The following is a 14,282-nucleotide window of genomic DNA, read 5'->3' as shown; positions in this document are numbered from 1 at the left end:
GCCTGCGCAGAAACGGCGATGCTACCACTCAGCAAACACCGCTTTTGTCACTATCATGCCCGAATTTCCCGCCAAAAAGCCCTATCTGCACCAACATCGTCGCCGTTTCATGCTGATGCTGGCCGTATTGCTGTTATTGGAGGTTGCTTTTCATCTGCTGTGGCTACCTGCATTACCGACCATCTGGCTGTTCAGCATCGGGGGGATTGCCGAGCTTACCGTGCTATTGATCATCGTCGTCATGCTGTGGGGGGTGCAGCGTAACGAGTTGTCGGGTACGGCTTATAACTGGCTGACCAGCGGGCTGAGCTTGTGGCTGGTGAGTGCGGTAGCCGATGTGATGGACGAGGTTGTGCAGCAGCCGCGCTGGCTATCGGCGTTTGGCGAAGACCTGATGCGGGTCTTCGGCATGGCACTGGTGGCCTGTGGCGTGTTCAGCCTGATGCGCCATGCCCGCCGCGTGCATCAGCAATTGAATAGCCTGGCCAATACCGACGAGCTGACCGGCCTGTGTAATCGCCGCCATTTCAACCTGCTGGGCGCCGATATGCAGCCTGCCGGCATCGGCCTGCTGCTGCTCGATCTGGATCATTTCAAGTCGGTGAACGACACTTACGGCCATAGCGTGGGTGATGCGGCATTGCGCGAGCTGGGGCGTATTCTGGCGCTACAGTGCCCACCCGAGGGGGTGGCCGCAAGGCTGGGCGGCGAGGAGTTTGCCGTACTGTTGCCCGACATGCCGGATGGCCGTTTGCAGGATATCGCCGAGCAGATCCGCCTGGCGGTAGCCGCGATGCGTGTGAACGGCAGCCTGCAGCTGACCACCAGCGTTGGCGTGGGGCGGCTGCGGCTGGGTGAAACGCTGGAGCAGCTGCAGCAGCGTACCGACCGCGCACTGTACCGCGCCAAGGAGATGGGGCGTAATCGTACCGAGTGGGCAGATTGACGGCACTGCTACAATAACGGCAACCCAATCTGCGGAGGCCGTCATGAGCCTGATCCCCGAAATCAAACCGCAGCAGTCGATCGAACTGCTGAAAGAGCTGCACATCCTTACCCGCGACGGCAAGATCAACCAGGATACCCGCCGCAAACTGAAGCAGGTGTACCACCTGTATCAGTTCATCGAGCCGCTGATGGCCGACGTGCTGGCGCAAAAGGACAGCCTGAGCCTGGCCGACCATGGCGCCGGCAAGTCCTATCTGGGTTTCATCCTGTACGACCTGTTTCTGAAAGACAAAGCCGACGCCACCGTGTACGGCGTGGAAACGCGGCAGGATCTGGTGGACAAGTCGGTGGAGCTGGCTAACCGGCTGGGCTTTGCCGGCATGCAGTTCCTGAACTTGACCGTCGAGCAGTCCATTACCTCGGACGCGCTGCCGGCCCAGGTCGACATCATTACCGCGCTGCACGCCTGCAATACCGCCACCGACGACGCCATCCGCTTTGCGCTGGCCAAGGACGCCCGCTACATCGTGCTGGTGCCGTGCTGCCAGGCCGAGGTGGCGTCCGTATTGCGCCAGAAAAAGAACGAGACTTTTGGCAAGACGCCGCTGTCCGAGCTGTGGCGCCACCCCATCCATACCCGCGAGTTCGGTAGCCAGCTCACCAATGTGCTGCGTTGCCTGCAGCTGGAGGCGCGCGGCTACCAGGTCACGGTCACCGAGCTGGTGGGCTGGGAACACTCGATGAAAAACGAGCTGATCATTGCCAAGAAAGTGGGCGGCGGCAAGAAGAGCGCCCGCGAGCGCCAGGAATCCATCCTGCGCGAGCTGAATCTGGAAGAGCTGCGCGAACGCTTCGCCTACTAAGGCAGGCAGTCGCATCTGGCGCGGGTACGGATGTTGGCCAGCTTATGGTTGGCCGCATCGGGCCCGTGGCGTTGTAGCCGCCGCCAGTCACCGTAGGTCAGCTACGCGTAGCGCCCGCCATGCCACGGCGGGCATGACGACGCTTACCCCGGCAACGGCCCCACCGTCGGCACGGTAACCGCACCGTCAGGCGCCGTTGCCGCCAGCCAGGCGCGCTTCTGCGCCGCCCCCATCGCCTTTACCGCGTGTTCTGCGGCCAACGCTTCCCCCTTGCTGGCAAATTGCAGCACCAGGGCAATACCGAGTGGCGGAAAGCTGCGCGTGTAGCGTGCGCCTTTGCCGGCGGCGTGCGCGGCGTAGCGTTTGTTTACATCGGTGGTAATGCCGGTGTACAGGCTGCCGCCACGGCAGTGCAGTACGTACAAGAACCAGGGGCGGCCAGGGTTGGCCGCAAGTGCCGCCTCGCTCACGCCAGCGCCAGCGCCAGGTCGGCTATCAGGTCGCGCACGTCTTCTATGCCCACCGAACAGCGCACCAGCCCGCCCGGAATGCCCAGTGCCACGCGCTCTGCCTGGCTGCATTCTACGTGGCTGGTGGTGCTGGGGATGCCAAGCAGCGTATCCACCGAGCCCAGCGTAGCGGCGCGTATCAGCAGCTGGCAGCGCGGCAGCATGGCCTGCACCGCGGCAAAACCGCCGGCCAGCTCGAAGCTCAGCACGCCGCCAAAGCCCTGCATCTGGCTGGCCGCCAGCGCGTGCTGCGGGAGATCCGGCAGGCCGGGGTAATTGACCCGTGCCACGGCGGGGTGGGCTTGCAGCCATTGCGCCAGTGCCAGCGCGTTGGCGTTGTGCTGGCGCATGCGCAGCGCCAGCGTCTTGATGCCGCGCAATATCAAAAACGCGCTCATCGGGTCCAGGCAGGCACCGTGGATCTCGCGATAGTGGCGCAGCTTGTCGGTAAGCTCCCGGCTGCCGCAGGCGATGCCGCCCATGGCGTCGGCGTGGCCGCCCAGAAACTTGGTGGCGCTGTGCAGCACCAGGTCGGCGCCCAGTGCCAGCGGTTGCTGGTTCACCGGTGTGGCAAAGGTATTGTCGATCACTACCAGCGCTCCCGCCGCGTGGCCGGCGGCTGCCAGACGGCGGATGTCCTGCACCTTCAGCATCGGGTTGGTGGGCGATTCCAGATACAACAGGTCGCAGCCCTGCGCCATGGCGGCGGCAAAAGCGTCGGCGTCGGTGGTATCGCACAGCGTTACCTGTACGCCCCAGTGCGGCAGCGTGTGCTGGAACAGGTAATGGCTGCCGCCGTAGGTGTCCTTGCCGGCTACCACGCGGGCGCCGGGGCGCAACAGCGCCATCAGTGTGCTGCTGATGGCCGCCATCCCGCTGCTAAAAGCGACGGCGGCTTCCGCGCCTTCCAGTGCGGCCAACCTGGCTTCCAGCGCCAGCGTGGCCGGTTGCGCGGTGTTGCGGCTGTACAGCGGGCCGGGTGCGTCGCCGCGGGCCACTTGCTCCCAGCTGGCCACGTCGGGGTAGCCGTGGGCGATGGCAAACTCCACGGGTACGGCCAGGGCGTCGTGCGGGCGGAACGGGTCTTCGCCAGCGCGGACGGCCAGCGTATCGGGGTGCAGGGTGGGGCGGGTCATGGCAGCTCCGGGCGCAAACATGCGGCATGCTGCGTGGCCGGTGGCGGCACTGTCAAGTCTGCGCTGACGGGCTGGATAGGGATGACCAAGGCTGTTTGCACCGCAAACAGCCTTGGTCTTGCAAGCGGGCGTGCTGTGGATGTGCAGGCTTGTGTGGCGTTGCCTGGCTTGGCCGCGGCCGGCAAGGCTGTGGCCGCTACCGTGTCAGCCCCGCCACCCGCCCCGGGTTGCCTAGCGCTGGTAGGTGGCAGTCAGGCTGGCCTTGCCCAGGCCATTGGCCCACAGCATATAGCCCACCAGTGCCGGGCTGGCGTCAGCAGGCAAATCCAGACGCGGGACTTTCAATGCGTGCACGGTAAATACATAGCGGTGTTGGCCGTGGCCTGGTGGTGGGCAGGCACCGCCGAAACCGGGCTGGCCAAAGTCGGTGCGGCTTTGCATGGCACCGGCAGGTAGCAGCTTGGCGTCATTACCGGCAGCGGTCGGCAGGCCTTGGGTGGCGGCTGGCAGGTTGAAAACCAGCCAGTGCCACCAGCCGCTACCGGTGGGGGCATCCGGGTCGTACACGGTAACGGCGTAGCTTTGCGTGCCGGCGGGGGCATTTTTCCATGCCAGTGCGGGCGATACATTGCCGCCGTCGCAGCCAAAACCATTGAACTCCTGCGCTTTGCTCATGGCTTGGCCGTCTTGCAGCTGCGGGCTGCTCAGTTCAAAAGCCATGGCGGGCAGGCTGGCGCAGGCCAGCAGGGTGGCGAGTAACAGGGTTTTCATCAGGCGTCTCCAAGTTGGGAAGGGTGTACCCAGTGTGGCAGGCCTGCCTGATGCTGGCGCGCCGCTGGACGCCAGCCGATGTGCCGGAATGCTCAGCAGCTCAGGCCGCCACATCGCGCTGCTGGCGCAGCTGGCTGGGTGTCACGCCAAAGCGCTGGCGGAAGGCGGCAGTAAAGCGCGACGGCGACAGGTAGCCGCAGGCGGCGGCTACATCGCTTAGCGGCTGGCTGCCGCTGTTGACCAGGCCCAGCGCCCGCTCCATGCGCACTTCGCCCAGCAGGGTGGAGAACGAGGTGTGCTCTGCGGCCAACCTGCGCCGCAGCGTGGCCGGGCTCATGGCCAGGTGGCGGGCGATATCGGTGGCTTGCCAGTCACGCGCCGGGTCGAAAGCCAGCAGGCTCTGGATTTGTGCCCGCACGTCCTGGCGCGGCTGGCGGAACAGGTCGGCGCCCTGCCTTGCGGCGGCCAGCGCCAGCATCAGCCCCTGCCAGGCGTGCTCGGCGCGTGCCTCGCCCAGCGTACCGGCTTCGGCCTGCGGCAGCAGGGTTTGTAATTGTTGCAGTGCTGCGGCGGCGTCGGGGTGGGGCTGGAATACCGGGGGCGAGTCCTGCCACGGCGGCGCGGGCAGCTGGCTGCCGTACTGCGCCAGCAGGCGTTGCAGCCAGTGCTGCGGCTGCACCAGCGTCCAGGCGCGGTAACCGTGGCGGCCGGGCTGGTTGATGATGTCCACCTCCTGGCCGCCGGGAATCACCAGCCAGCTGCCGGGCGGGCAATGCCAGCTGCCGTGGCGGGTGAGCAGCTGTTTTTCGCCGTGCTCCACCGCCACCAGCAAGGTGGACAGCACCGGCACGCGCGCCAGGCGCTGGCGTTGCAGGCTACGAAAGATATACAGCGGCAAGGTGGACATGGCGGGCTCCTGGCAGGTTGGCCGCATCATGCCGCAGCCCTGGCGTGCTGACGAGGGGGGTGAGCGGCCGGAGCCGACGCTTGCGCGTTGCGGGCGGGTGTCAGCCTTGTGTGGCCAGCCACGCGCTGACGCTGGCGTGCCAGCTGTCTGGCTTGCCCTGGGCGAAGCGGCGGAACTGCGCCGGCAGGTCCTGCCGCTTGATTTCCAGCAGGCTGCCGGTGGCGCCGTGGAAGGCAAACAGGCAACGCAGTGGCAGCATCATGCCCCCGTCTTGTGTGCCATATCCGGGCGGTGCTTCATGGCCAGGCCCTTGAGCAGGTAGCGCAGGAACTGGTCGCCGCAGACACGGTAGTTTTTGTGGCCGGGCTTGCGGAACAGCGCGCCGACTTCGGCGCTGGAGACGCTGAAACCGGTGCGCGCGATCAGCGCTTCGATGTCTTCCTGCTTCAGCTCGAACGCCACGCGCAGCTTTTTCAGGATGTCGTTATTGTTCAGGCGCAGCGCCGGTGGCGGCAGCGGCGCGTCGTCGCGGCGGCCGCGGCGTTCGATGATCAGGCCATCCAGAAAGGACGACAGCAGCTCGTCGCTGCAGCCGGCAAAGCCGTCTTCTTCGTCTTTTTTCAGCAGGGCAGCAAAGTCGTCGTCGGCGTATGGCTCCACGTGCTGCAGGATGGCCAGCATGCGCTTGTCGCTGATGTTCAGGATAAAGCGCACGCTGCGCAGGATGTCGTTGTTAAGCATGGTGGTATCGCAATCAAGGTTGGCCGCAGGTGGCGTGCGGCCAACCTTGCGGCGTCAGCGGGCGGCGGTGCGGCCGTCCTGCCCCAGTTCGACAGCGTAAGACAGGGCCAGGCAGGCAAACTGCAGCGCGTGCGCGGCCTGCTTGCCCATATTGGCCAGCGTGTCGCCGCTGGTGTGAATAGGGGGATTGTAATCGTTAAAGCGCGATTCGAACGGCAATGTTGCCGCGTAGCCCTGCTGGTGCCACCAGGCGGTGGCGGCACAACCCATGGTGTGTCCCTTGGCATGGGCGCAAAAAAAGCCGGCACCGCGCTGGGCGGTACCGGCCTGTGTGGCGGTTTACAGCGGTTTGCTGCACGCCACGCCCACGCTCTTGAACGCGGCGGTGACGTCGGTGGCGGTGTAGCCGCGGTTTTGTGCGGCTTTCACTACGCCGCACGCGCCGCTGTTGTAGGTGGCGTTGGCGGTCCAGTAAAAGCGGTTGGCGTCGGCAAACACTTCAAACGCCTTGCGGGTGTTCCAGCCGGTCTTGGTGGCCAGCAGGTAGAACGCCTTGTTGTACACGCCGCTGGACAGGTGCGGGTCCATGCCGGCGCGGTAGTTTTTGGCGTTGTCGATAGAGCGGCCGTCCTTGGTGGGGGTGGCCATATAGCGCAGCGCGCCGCTGGCCTTGAAGATCTCGCTGCCCACCAGCCAGTCGTTCTTGCCGCGGGCGAAGTACTCGGCGGCTTCGCCGGCGATGTCGGAGTAGGCCTCGTTCATGCCGCCGGACTGGTTCTGGTACACCAGGCCAGAGTTCTGCTCGGTAAAGCCGTGGCTGACCTCGTGTGAGGACACGTCCAGCGAAACCAGCGGGTAGAAGGTGGACGCGCCGTCGCCAAAGTTCATGTAGGCACCGTCCCAGAACGCGTTTTCATAGCCACTGCCAAAGTGCACGCGCATGTGCAGCTTGCCCTTGATCGGCGCCACGCCCAGCCATTGCTGGTACATGTTGTAGATGACGCCGCCAAAGAAGTGCGCGTCGTTCATCGGCGAGTAGGCACCGTTGATAGCCTTGTAGGTGTTGCGCGGGCAGGCAAACTGGAACGGGGTGGTCTTGGGGTTGTTTTCGTCGGCGCTGTGCTGCAGGTCGACGGTGACCACGGTGCCGCTATCCATCTTGCAATCGCTGCTCACTTTCAGCGGGCCGTACTGGGTGCCGTACTCGTACTGGCCGGTTTTCTTATTGCCGCCGGGGCCGGTAGCGTCGGCGTGCGCCAGGCCTTCCCACTGCTGCAGCACGGTGCCGTTATTGGCATCGATAACGAAGTGCGGGCGGCTGGGCTGCTGGCCGCCGACAAAGAACGACACCAGGTAAACCAGCTGCGCTACGTTGTTGGCGCCCAGTTGCACCACCAGCTCGGCCTTGTCGTTACGGGTGGTGCGGCCGGCGGCTTTCAGGCTCTTGGCCTGCGCCAGTACTTGCTGTGCGCTCAGGGTGGGGCGGGCGCTGGCCAGGTCTTGCTGGATGTCGGCAATGTAGCGGCCGCTGCGGCTGCTGGCACCGGCGAGGCTGCGGGCGTTGCTATCGGCCTCTTCCACGATGGCTTCGCCCCACACCGGTACGCCCTGGAAGTATTGCTGGTAGCGGGTCACGGTTTTGCCATTGGGCAAGGTCAGGCTGCGCAGCACTTTCAGGTCGCCGGCCTGGGCGCCGGTCAGGCTTTGCAGCGAGGCGGCGCTGCCGCTGGCCAGGCTGCGTGCCTGCGGTGCGGACAGATCAATGACGGTGGCGGCCTGGGCGGCAGCCGGGAAGGCCAGGGCGGTGGCCAGCGCCAGCGCGTGCAGCGGAAGGTTGCGTGTTTTCACATCGGACTCCTGTGTTGGATTGTGCGAGTTGCCCAGCCACGGCCTGCTGGTGGCCTGCCTCTGCGGGCAGGTATTTCCTTTGCAGGTCAATGGCTTGGTGTTGCTGTTATCCGCTGTGTCGATGTGGCATTCAAGCGTCTGCTAGGTGGCTGCTGCGAAAGCTGCACTTTGGTTCAGGACAATGTGTAGCCAAAATGAATAATTTACGCTTTTAGATTTTGTTTGAAATGAAAGCGTTTTTTATTGTTCTTGACTTAAAAATGCCACAAGCCGCCCATGGGCGGCTTGTGGTGGCGGGCCGATAGCAGCTCAGGGTGCCAGGCGGCTGCGTGCCCAGCTGGCGTCGCTGGCCAGCGTGTACAGCACGCGGTCGTGCAGGCGGCTGGGGCGGCCCTGCCAGAACTCGATGCGGTCCGGCACGATGGCGTAACCGCCCCAGTGCGGCGGGCGCGGTACCGACAGCGGGTGCTTCAGGCCAAAGCTGGCGGCACGGGTCACCAGCACGGTCTTGCTGTCGATCTCGGTACTCTGCTCGCTGGCCCAGGCACCGATGCGGCTGGTGTAGGGGCGGCTGGCGAAGTAGGCGTCCGATACCTCGGGCGCCACTTGTGTCACACGGCCTTCGATGCGCACCTGGCGCTCCAGCTCCGGCCAGAAAAAGGTCACCGCAATATACGGGTTGGCCGCCAGCTGGCGACCCTTGCGGCTGAGGTAGTTGGTGTAGAACACCAGTTGGCCGTTTTCCACGCCCTTGAGCAGCACGATGCGCGCCGACGGGCGGCCGCTGTCGTCTACGGTGGCGATGTGCATGGCGGTAGGCTCGTGCACCTGCGAGGCGATGGCTTCGTTCAGCCACACTTCAAACTGGGCTACTGCGTCCGGCAGGCAATCGTCGGGCGACAGTTCTTTCTTGCTGTATTCGAGGCGGATATCGGCGAGGTTCAGCGACATGGTCGGGCTCCACAGACAGTAGGGCGGCACAGGCGCCGCACGGGGTTGGCCGCCATCATACGCCGGTGGCCGCCGGCTGGCCCAGCCTGTCGGCCAGGAAATCCACCAGCATGCGGATCTTGGGCGACAGCTGGCGGTTGTGCGGGTACAGCGCCCAGATGCCTTCTTCCGGTGGCTGCCAGGCGGTGAGCAAGGCTTGCAGCGCGCCACTGGCCATGTGCGCGGCCACGTAGTAATCGGGCAGCTGCACGATGCCGTGGCCGGCCAGCGCCGCCTGCGTGAGCGCGTGGCCGCTGTTGCAGCGCAGGCGGCCGTGTACCCGCAGCGGGCGGCGCTTGCCGTGTTCGCCGATAAACCAGTGCTCGTGGCTGCCCAGCAGGCAGTTGTGCTGCTCCAGCGCGGCCAACGTTTGTGGCGTACCGTGCGCGGCCAGGTAGGCTGGCGCGGCGCAGATGTGCAGATGGCGGCCGGCCAGCCGGCGCGCGATCAGGCTGGAGTCGGGCAGCTGGCCGATGCGGATGGCCAGGTCGTAGCCGTCGTGCACCAGGTCCAGCACCTCGTTACTCAGCTGCAGCTTGATGTCCAGCGCCGGGTAGCGCTGGCCGAACTGCAGCAGTAGCGGCGCGATATGGCTTTCGCCGTAGGCCAGCGGCGCGGTGACTTTCAGGCTGCCTTGCGGCGTCGACAGGTGCTGCGACACCGCGCGCTCGGCCTCGCCCAGCGAGTCCAGCAACTGGCGGCAGTGCTGCAGGTAGAGCTGGCCGGTGTCGGTGAGCGTGACGTGGCGGGTACTGCGGTACAGCAGCTGGGTGCCCAGCCGCGCCTCCAGCCGCGCCAGCTGGCGGCTCACCTGCGATACCGACAGCCCCAGCGCCTGCGCGGCGCGGGTAAAGCTGCCGTGTTCCGCCACGGCGGCAAATTCGCACATTCCTTCCCATGCCAGCATTATTGCACCCTGTAAAAAATCATTTGCCGATAGCGTGGATTATCCCGCAATCAAAGCCCAATACAATGCGGCCAACCTTTTTACTGACGGAAAACCACCATGACTGCCACCACCATTACCTGTAAAGCCGCCGTTGCCTGGGCTGCCGGCCAGCCGCTGACTATCGAAGACGTGCAGGTGATGCCGCCGCAAGCTGGCGAAGTGCGCGTCAAGCTGGTGGCCACCGGCGTGTGCCACACCGACGCGTTTACGCTGTCCGGCGACGACCCGGAAGGCATCTTCCCCTGCATCCTGGGCCACGAAGGCGCCGGTATTGTGGAGTCGGTGGGCGAGGGCGTCACCAGCGTGGCGGTGGGCGACCACGTGATTCCGCTGTACACGCCGGAATGCGGCGAGTGCAAGTTCTGCAAGTCGGGCAAGACCAATCTGTGCCAGAAGATTCGCGCTACCCAGGGCAAGGGCCTGATGCCGGACGGCACCACGCGCTTTTCCAAAGACGGCCAGCCGATTTACCACTATATGGGCACCTCCACCTTTGCCGAGTACACCGTGCTGCCGGAAATCTCGCTGGCCAAGGTAAACCCGACGGCGCCGCTGGAAGAAGTGTGCCTGCTAGGCTGCGGCGTCACCACCGGCATGGGCGCGGTGATGAACACCGCCAAAGTGAAGGCGGGTGACACCGTAGCCATCTTCGGCCTGGGCGGTATCGGCCTGTCGGCCATCATCGGCGCGCGCATGGCCGGTGCCAGCCGCATCATCGGCATCGACATCAACGAGAGCAAGTTCGCGCTAGCGCAGAAGCTGGGCGCTACCGACGTGATCAACCCGCAGCACTTTGCCAAGCCTATCCAGGACGTGATCGTGGAGATGACCGACGGCGGCGTGGACTTCTCGTTCGAGTGCATCGGTAACGTGAACGTGATGCGCTCGGCGCTGGAATGCTGCCACAAGGGCTGGGGCGAGTCGGTGATCATCGGCGTGGCTGGCGCGGGGCAGGAAATCAGCACCCGCCCGTTCCAGCTGGTGACTGGCCGCGTGTGGCGAGGCTCGGCCTTTGGCGGCGTGCGTGGCCGCTCCGAGCTGCCGCACTTTGTGGAACGCTACCTGAAAGGCGAGTTCCGCCTCGACGACTTCATCACCCACACCATGGCGCTGGACGACATCAACACCGCCTTCGACCTGATGCACGAAGGCAAGAGCATCCGCAGCGTAGTGCATTACCAGTAAACCACCGCCTTGCGGCCAACCCGGGGTTGGCCGCAGCCAGGAACCCACCATGACGCTGGAACAGATCAGCTGCAACCGCAGCTTTGGCGGCGAGCACCGCCAGTACACCCACGCCTCGGCCGTGCTCGGCTGCAGCATGCGCTTTGCCGTCTACCTGCCGCCGGCGGCCCTGGCCGGCGCGCGCGTGCCGCTGCTGTACTGGCTGTCCGGCCTGACCTGCAGCGACGAAAACTTCATGCAGAAAGCCGGCGCCCAGCGCGTGGCCGCCGAGCTGGGCATGGCCATCGTAGCGCCGGATACCAGCCCGCGCGGCACGGCGGTGGCCGACGACCCGGCCTACGACCTGGGGCAGGGCGCGGGCTTTTACCTGAACGCCACCCAGGCACCCTGGGCGGCGCACTACCGCATGTACGACTACGTCAGCCAGGAGCTGCCGGCCTTGCTGGCGGCCCACTTTGATTTTGGCCCCGCGGCAATTGCCGGCCACAGCATGGGCGGCCACGGCGCGCTGCTGTGCGCGCTGAAACGGCCGCAGGATTACGTATCGGTATCGGCATTCAGCCCCATTGCCAACCCGGTGAACGTACCGTGGGGGCAGAAGGCGTTTGCCGCCTACCTGGGCGACGATACCGCCGCCTGGCAGGCGTGGGACGCCAGCGTGCTGATGGCTGCGGCCAACCCTGACACGGCGCTGCCGTGCCGGGTAGACGTGGGGCTGGACGATGGCTTTATCGATAGCCAGCTGCAGCCGCAGGCGCTGGAAGCGGCCGCGGCCCACAGCGGCTACCCGCTGCAGCTGCACCGCCACGAGGGCTACGACCACAGCTACTACTTTGTGGCCAGCTTTATCGAGGCACAGCTGCGCTTTCATGCAGCCCATCTGGCGCGTGCCTGAGTTTTCCTGCCATGTTTTGGCCACGATCAACGCTGATCGTGGCCAGCCGCGCTGCCCCGCGCCGGGTTTTCGGCTAGAATAGCCCGTTTCCCAAAGCGGATTTTCCTTCGCCACCATGCAGCTGGTAGCCATCGGACTCAACCACCATACCGCGCCCTTGTCGATACGCGAGCGGCTGGCCTTTCCTGCAGAAACCCTGCCGGACGCGCTGGCGCAGCTGGTGGATTCGCACGCCGCGCGGGAAGCCACCATTGTGTCCACCTGTAACCGCACCGAACTGTACTGTGCCACGCAGCACCCGGAAGACGCCCTGCGCTGGCTGGCCGGCTACCACGGGCTGACGCTGGACGAGGTGCGCCCCTACCTGTACCTGCTGGACGCGCCGGAAACCGCGCGCCATGCTTTCCGCGTGGCCTCGGGGCTGGACTCCATGGTGCTGGGCGAAACGCAGATCCTGGGCCAGATCAAGGACGCGGTGCGTACCGCCGAGCGCGCCGGCACGCTCGGCAGCCTGCTCAACGGCCTGTTCCAGAAAACCTTCTCGGTGGCGAAAGATGTACGCAGCCAGACGGCGGTAGGCGCCAGCTCGGTGTCCATGGCCGCTGCCGGGGTGAAGCTGGCGGAGCAGATTTTTGCCAGCGTGGGCGGGCTGAACGTGCTGTTCATCGGTGCCGGCGAGATGATCGAGCTGGTGGCCACCCACTTTGCCGCGCGACAGCCGGCACAGATTACCGTGGCCAACCGTACGCTGGAGCGCGGCCAACGTCTGGCCGAGCAGTTTGGCGGCAATGCCATTACCCTGTCCGAGCTGCCAGACCAGCTGCAGCGCTACGATGTGGTGGTGAGCTCCACCGCCAGCCAGCTGCCGATTATCGGCAAGGGCATGGTAGAGCGTGCCATCAAGGCGCGCCGCCACCGCCCCATGTTCATGCTGGACCTGGCTGTGCCGCGCGATATCGAGGCCGAGGTTGGCCGCATGGACGATGTGTACCTGTACACGGTAGACGACATCGCCGGCATTGTAGAGGTAGGCCACCAGGCGCGTAACCAGGCGGCAGAAGAGGCCGAGCTGATTATCGGCCACCGCGTGGCCGAGTTTACCGACTGGCTCAAACGCCGCGAGTCGGTGCCGCTGATCCGCGCCCTGCGCGACGAAAGCGAGCGCATCCGCCGCCACGCGCTGGAGGCGGCCATGAAGCAGCTGGCCCGTGGCGACGACGCCGAAAAAGTGCTGGAGGCGCTGTCCGTCCAGCTCACCAACAAACTGATGCACCCGCCGACGCAGGCGCTGTCTAGCGGCAGCGGCACGGCGCACGACGCGCAGGTCGAGCTGATCGCGCGTTTGTATCGCTTACACCCGGAGCAGTAATGAAACCGTCGATCGCGGCCAAACTCGCCCAGCTGGTAGAACGGCTGGAAGAGGTTACCCACCTGCTGGCAGCAGAAAACGCCACCTCCAATATGGACGCCTTCCGCAAGCTGACGCGCGAGCACGCCGAGCTGACCCCGGTGGTAGAAGCGTTCAACGCCTACCGCCAGTGCGAGGCCGACGTGGCCACCGCCAGCGAGCTGCTGGACGACCCGGACATGAAAGAGTTCGCCCAGGAAGAAATCGCCGCCGCCAAAGACAAGCTGGCCGCGCTGGACATGGAGCTGCAAAAGCTGCTGCTGCCCAAAGACCCGAACGACGACAAGAACATTTTCCTGGAGATTCGCGCCGGTACCGGCGGCGATGAGGCGGCGCTGTTTGCCGGCGACCTGCTGCGCATGTACACCCGCTTTGCCGAGCGTAACCGCTGGCAGGCCGAGATTGTGTCCGCCAGCGAGTCTGACCTGGGCGGCTACAAAGAGGTGATCGTGCGCCTGATCGGCCAGGGCGCGTACTCGCGCCTGAAGTTCGAGTCCGGCGGCCACCGCGTGCAGCGCGTGCCCGCTACCGAAACCCAGGGCCGCATCCACACCAGTGCCTGCACCGTGGCGGTGATGCCGGAAGCCGACGAAATTGCCGAGGTGGTGCTGAACCCGGCCGACCTGCGTATCGATACCTACCGCGCCAGCGGTGCCGGTGGCCAGCACATCAACAAAACCGACTCCGCCGTGCGCATCACCCACTTGCCCACCGGCATTGTGGCCGAGTGCCAGGACGGCCGCTCGCAGCACGCCAACAAAGCCAGCGCCATGCAGGTGTTGGCCGCGCGTATCTACGATATCCAGCTGCGCGAGAAAAACCAGAAAGAAGCGGCCGAGCGCAAGAGCCTGATCGGCTCCGGTGACCGTTCCGAGCGCATCCGCACCTACAACTACCCGCAAGGCCGCATTACCGACCACCGCATCAACCTGACGCTGTACAAGCTGGATTACGCCATGGACGGCGACCTGTACGAGCTGACCGACGCGCTGGTGGCCGAGCAACAGGCCGAGCTGCTGGCCCAGCTGGCAGAGTAAGACCCTGCGGCCAACAGGCTGCAGCAATAAAAAACACCCCTTTGCGCCCGGCGCACAGGGGTGTTTTGTTTTGCGTGGTGTGCAGCGTGCAGGAT

Annotated in this window: 16 protein-coding genes; 6 read left to right on the top strand and 10 right to left on the bottom strand. The window is 65.3% G+C overall.

Annotation, left to right across the window (positions count from 1 at the left end):
- The first annotated feature begins 55 nt into the window (after positions 1-55).
- Positions 56-946: a GGDEF domain-containing protein gene (locus tag LCH97_RS11560; RefSeq protein WP_227301815.1), complete on the top strand. Its 891-nt coding sequence runs from the start codon at positions 56-58 to the stop codon at positions 944-946.
- A gap of 43 nt (positions 947-989) precedes the next feature.
- Positions 990-1,811 (top strand): SAM-dependent methyltransferase, encoded by an 822-nt coding sequence (locus LCH97_RS11555; protein ID WP_227301814.1) that lies wholly within the window; start codon positions 990-992, stop codon positions 1,809-1,811.
- A gap of 143 nt (positions 1,812-1,954) precedes the next feature.
- On the opposite strand, the gene LCH97_RS11550 is transcribed toward LCH97_RS11555, so the two are convergent.
- The 10 genes from LCH97_RS11550 to LCH97_RS11505 form a co-directional block, all read right to left on the bottom strand.
- Entirely contained in the window at positions 1,955-2,281 is a 327-nt protein-coding gene (locus LCH97_RS11550) for a GIY-YIG nuclease family protein (protein WP_227301813.1), read from the bottom strand.
- The gene (locus LCH97_RS11545; protein WP_227301812.1) at positions 2,278-3,456 is read right to left on the bottom strand and encodes an aminotransferase class I/II-fold pyridoxal phosphate-dependent enzyme; all 1,179 of its coding nucleotides are present in this window, start codon (positions 3,454-3,456) and stop codon (positions 2,278-2,280) included. Before LCH97_RS11545 ends, LCH97_RS11550 begins: the two co-directional genes overlap by 4 nt.
- Positions 3,457-3,687: 231 nt before the next feature.
- Positions 3,688-4,227, bottom strand: coding sequence for a YbhB/YbcL family Raf kinase inhibitor-like protein (locus LCH97_RS11540; protein WP_227301811.1), 540 nt, complete (start codon positions 4,225-4,227; stop codon positions 3,688-3,690).
- Between the two features lie 100 nt (positions 4,228-4,327).
- Positions 4,328-5,134, bottom strand: a complete 807-nt coding sequence (locus LCH97_RS11535) for a helix-turn-helix transcriptional regulator (RefSeq protein WP_017507514.1) — start codon at positions 5,132-5,134, stop codon at positions 4,328-4,330.
- Between the two features lie 100 nt (positions 5,135-5,234).
- Positions 5,235-5,396 (bottom strand): hypothetical protein, encoded by a 162-nt coding sequence (locus LCH97_RS11530; protein ID WP_227301810.1) that lies wholly within the window; start codon positions 5,394-5,396, stop codon positions 5,235-5,237.
- Positions 5,393-5,875, bottom strand: coding sequence for a DUF1456 family protein (locus LCH97_RS11525; RefSeq protein ID WP_227301809.1), 483 nt, complete (start codon positions 5,873-5,875; stop codon positions 5,393-5,395). The genes LCH97_RS11530 and LCH97_RS11525 overlap by 4 nt, the downstream gene beginning before the upstream one ends.
- Positions 5,876-5,929: 54 nt before the next feature.
- Entirely contained in the window at positions 5,930-6,145 is a 216-nt protein-coding gene (locus LCH97_RS11520; protein WP_227301808.1) for a hypothetical protein, read from the bottom strand.
- A 69-nt stretch (positions 6,146-6,214) separates the two neighbouring features.
- On the bottom strand, positions 6,215-7,723 hold the full coding sequence (locus tag LCH97_RS11515) for a M4 family metallopeptidase (RefSeq protein ID WP_304956712.1): 1,509 nt from the start codon (positions 7,721-7,723) through the stop codon (positions 6,215-6,217).
- Positions 7,724-8,032: 309 nt separating this feature from the next.
- A complete protein-coding gene (gene pdxH / locus LCH97_RS11510) occupies positions 8,033-8,674 on the bottom strand; it encodes a pyridoxamine 5'-phosphate oxidase (protein WP_227301807.1) in 642 nt (213 codons plus the stop codon).
- 55 nt (positions 8,675-8,729) lie between these two features.
- Positions 8,730-9,602 carry a LysR substrate-binding domain-containing protein gene (locus LCH97_RS11505; RefSeq protein ID WP_227301806.1) on the bottom strand — a complete coding sequence of 291 codons (873 nt, stop codon included), beginning with the start codon at positions 9,600-9,602 and terminating at the stop codon, positions 8,730-8,732.
- A gap of 117 nt (positions 9,603-9,719) precedes the next feature.
- Between LCH97_RS11505 and LCH97_RS11500 the strand changes: the two genes are divergently transcribed.
- The 4 genes from LCH97_RS11500 (at position 9,720) to prfA (ending at position 14,187) form a co-directional block, all read left to right on the top strand.
- Positions 9,720-10,847 carry an S-(hydroxymethyl)glutathione dehydrogenase/class III alcohol dehydrogenase gene (locus LCH97_RS11500; protein ID WP_370630690.1) on the top strand — a complete coding sequence of 376 codons (1,128 nt, stop codon included), beginning with the start codon at positions 9,720-9,722 and terminating at the stop codon, positions 10,845-10,847.
- Positions 10,848-10,902: 55 nt separating this feature from the next.
- Positions 10,903-11,742, top strand: a complete 840-nt coding sequence (gene fghA, locus LCH97_RS11495) for an S-formylglutathione hydrolase (protein ID WP_227305341.1) — start codon at positions 10,903-10,905, stop codon at positions 11,740-11,742.
- Positions 11,743-11,857: 115 nt separating this feature from the next.
- Positions 11,858-13,111, top strand: coding sequence for a glutamyl-tRNA reductase (gene hemA, locus LCH97_RS11490; RefSeq protein WP_227301805.1), 1,254 nt, complete (start codon positions 11,858-11,860; stop codon positions 13,109-13,111).
- Positions 13,111-14,187, top strand: coding sequence for a peptide chain release factor 1 (gene prfA, locus LCH97_RS11485; protein WP_227301804.1), 1,077 nt, complete (start codon positions 13,111-13,113; stop codon positions 14,185-14,187). The genes hemA and prfA overlap by 1 nt, the downstream gene beginning before the upstream one ends.
- Positions 14,188-14,282 lie beyond the last annotated feature (95 nt).

Source organism: Vogesella sp. XCS3 (assembly GCF_020616155.1).
Lineage (GTDB): Bacteria > Pseudomonadota > Gammaproteobacteria > Burkholderiales > Chromobacteriaceae > Vogesella.
Note: the sequence above shows the minus strand (reverse complement) of the source record. Positions and strands in the feature narration are given on the sequence as shown.

Bases quoted from the DNA above. Each gene is read 5' to 3' on its own strand.
- LCH97_RS11560 (WP_227301815.1), top strand. From the start codon at position 56: ATGCCCGAATTTCCCGCCAAAAAGCCCTATCTGCACCAACATCGTCGC.
- LCH97_RS11555 (WP_227301814.1), top strand. From the start codon at position 990: ATGAGCCTGATCCCCGAAATCAAACCGCAGCAGTCGATCGAACTGCTG.
- LCH97_RS11545 (WP_227301812.1), bottom strand. From the start codon at position 3,456: ATGACCCGCCCCACCCTGCACCCCGATACGCTGGCCGTCCGCGCTGGC.
- LCH97_RS11540 (WP_227301811.1), bottom strand. From the start codon at position 4,227: ATGAAAACCCTGTTACTCGCCACCCTGCTGGCCTGCGCCAGCCTGCCC.
- LCH97_RS11535 (WP_017507514.1), bottom strand. From the start codon at position 5,134: ATGTCCACCTTGCCGCTGTATATCTTTCGTAGCCTGCAACGCCAGCGC.
- LCH97_RS11530 (WP_227301810.1), bottom strand. From the start codon at position 5,396: ATGATGCTGCCACTGCGTTGCCTGTTTGCCTTCCACGGCGCCACCGGC.
- LCH97_RS11525 (WP_227301809.1), bottom strand. From the start codon at position 5,875: ATGCTTAACAACGACATCCTGCGCAGCGTGCGCTTTATCCTGAACATC.
- LCH97_RS11520 (WP_227301808.1), bottom strand. From the start codon at position 6,145: ATGGGTTGTGCCGCCACCGCCTGGTGGCACCAGCAGGGCTACGCGGCA.
- pdxH (WP_227301807.1), bottom strand. From the start codon at position 8,674: ATGTCGCTGAACCTCGCCGATATCCGCCTCGAATACAGCAAGAAAGAA.
- LCH97_RS11505 (WP_227301806.1), bottom strand. From the start codon at position 9,602: ATGTGCGAATTTGCCGCCGTGGCGGAACACGGCAGCTTTACCCGCGCC.
- LCH97_RS11500 (WP_370630690.1), top strand. From the start codon at position 9,720: ATGACTGCCACCACCATTACCTGTAAAGCCGCCGTTGCCTGGGCTGCC.
- hemA (WP_227301805.1), top strand. From the start codon at position 11,858: ATGCAGCTGGTAGCCATCGGACTCAACCACCATACCGCGCCCTTGTCG.
- prfA (WP_227301804.1), top strand. From the start codon at position 13,111: ATGAAACCGTCGATCGCGGCCAAACTCGCCCAGCTGGTAGAACGGCTG.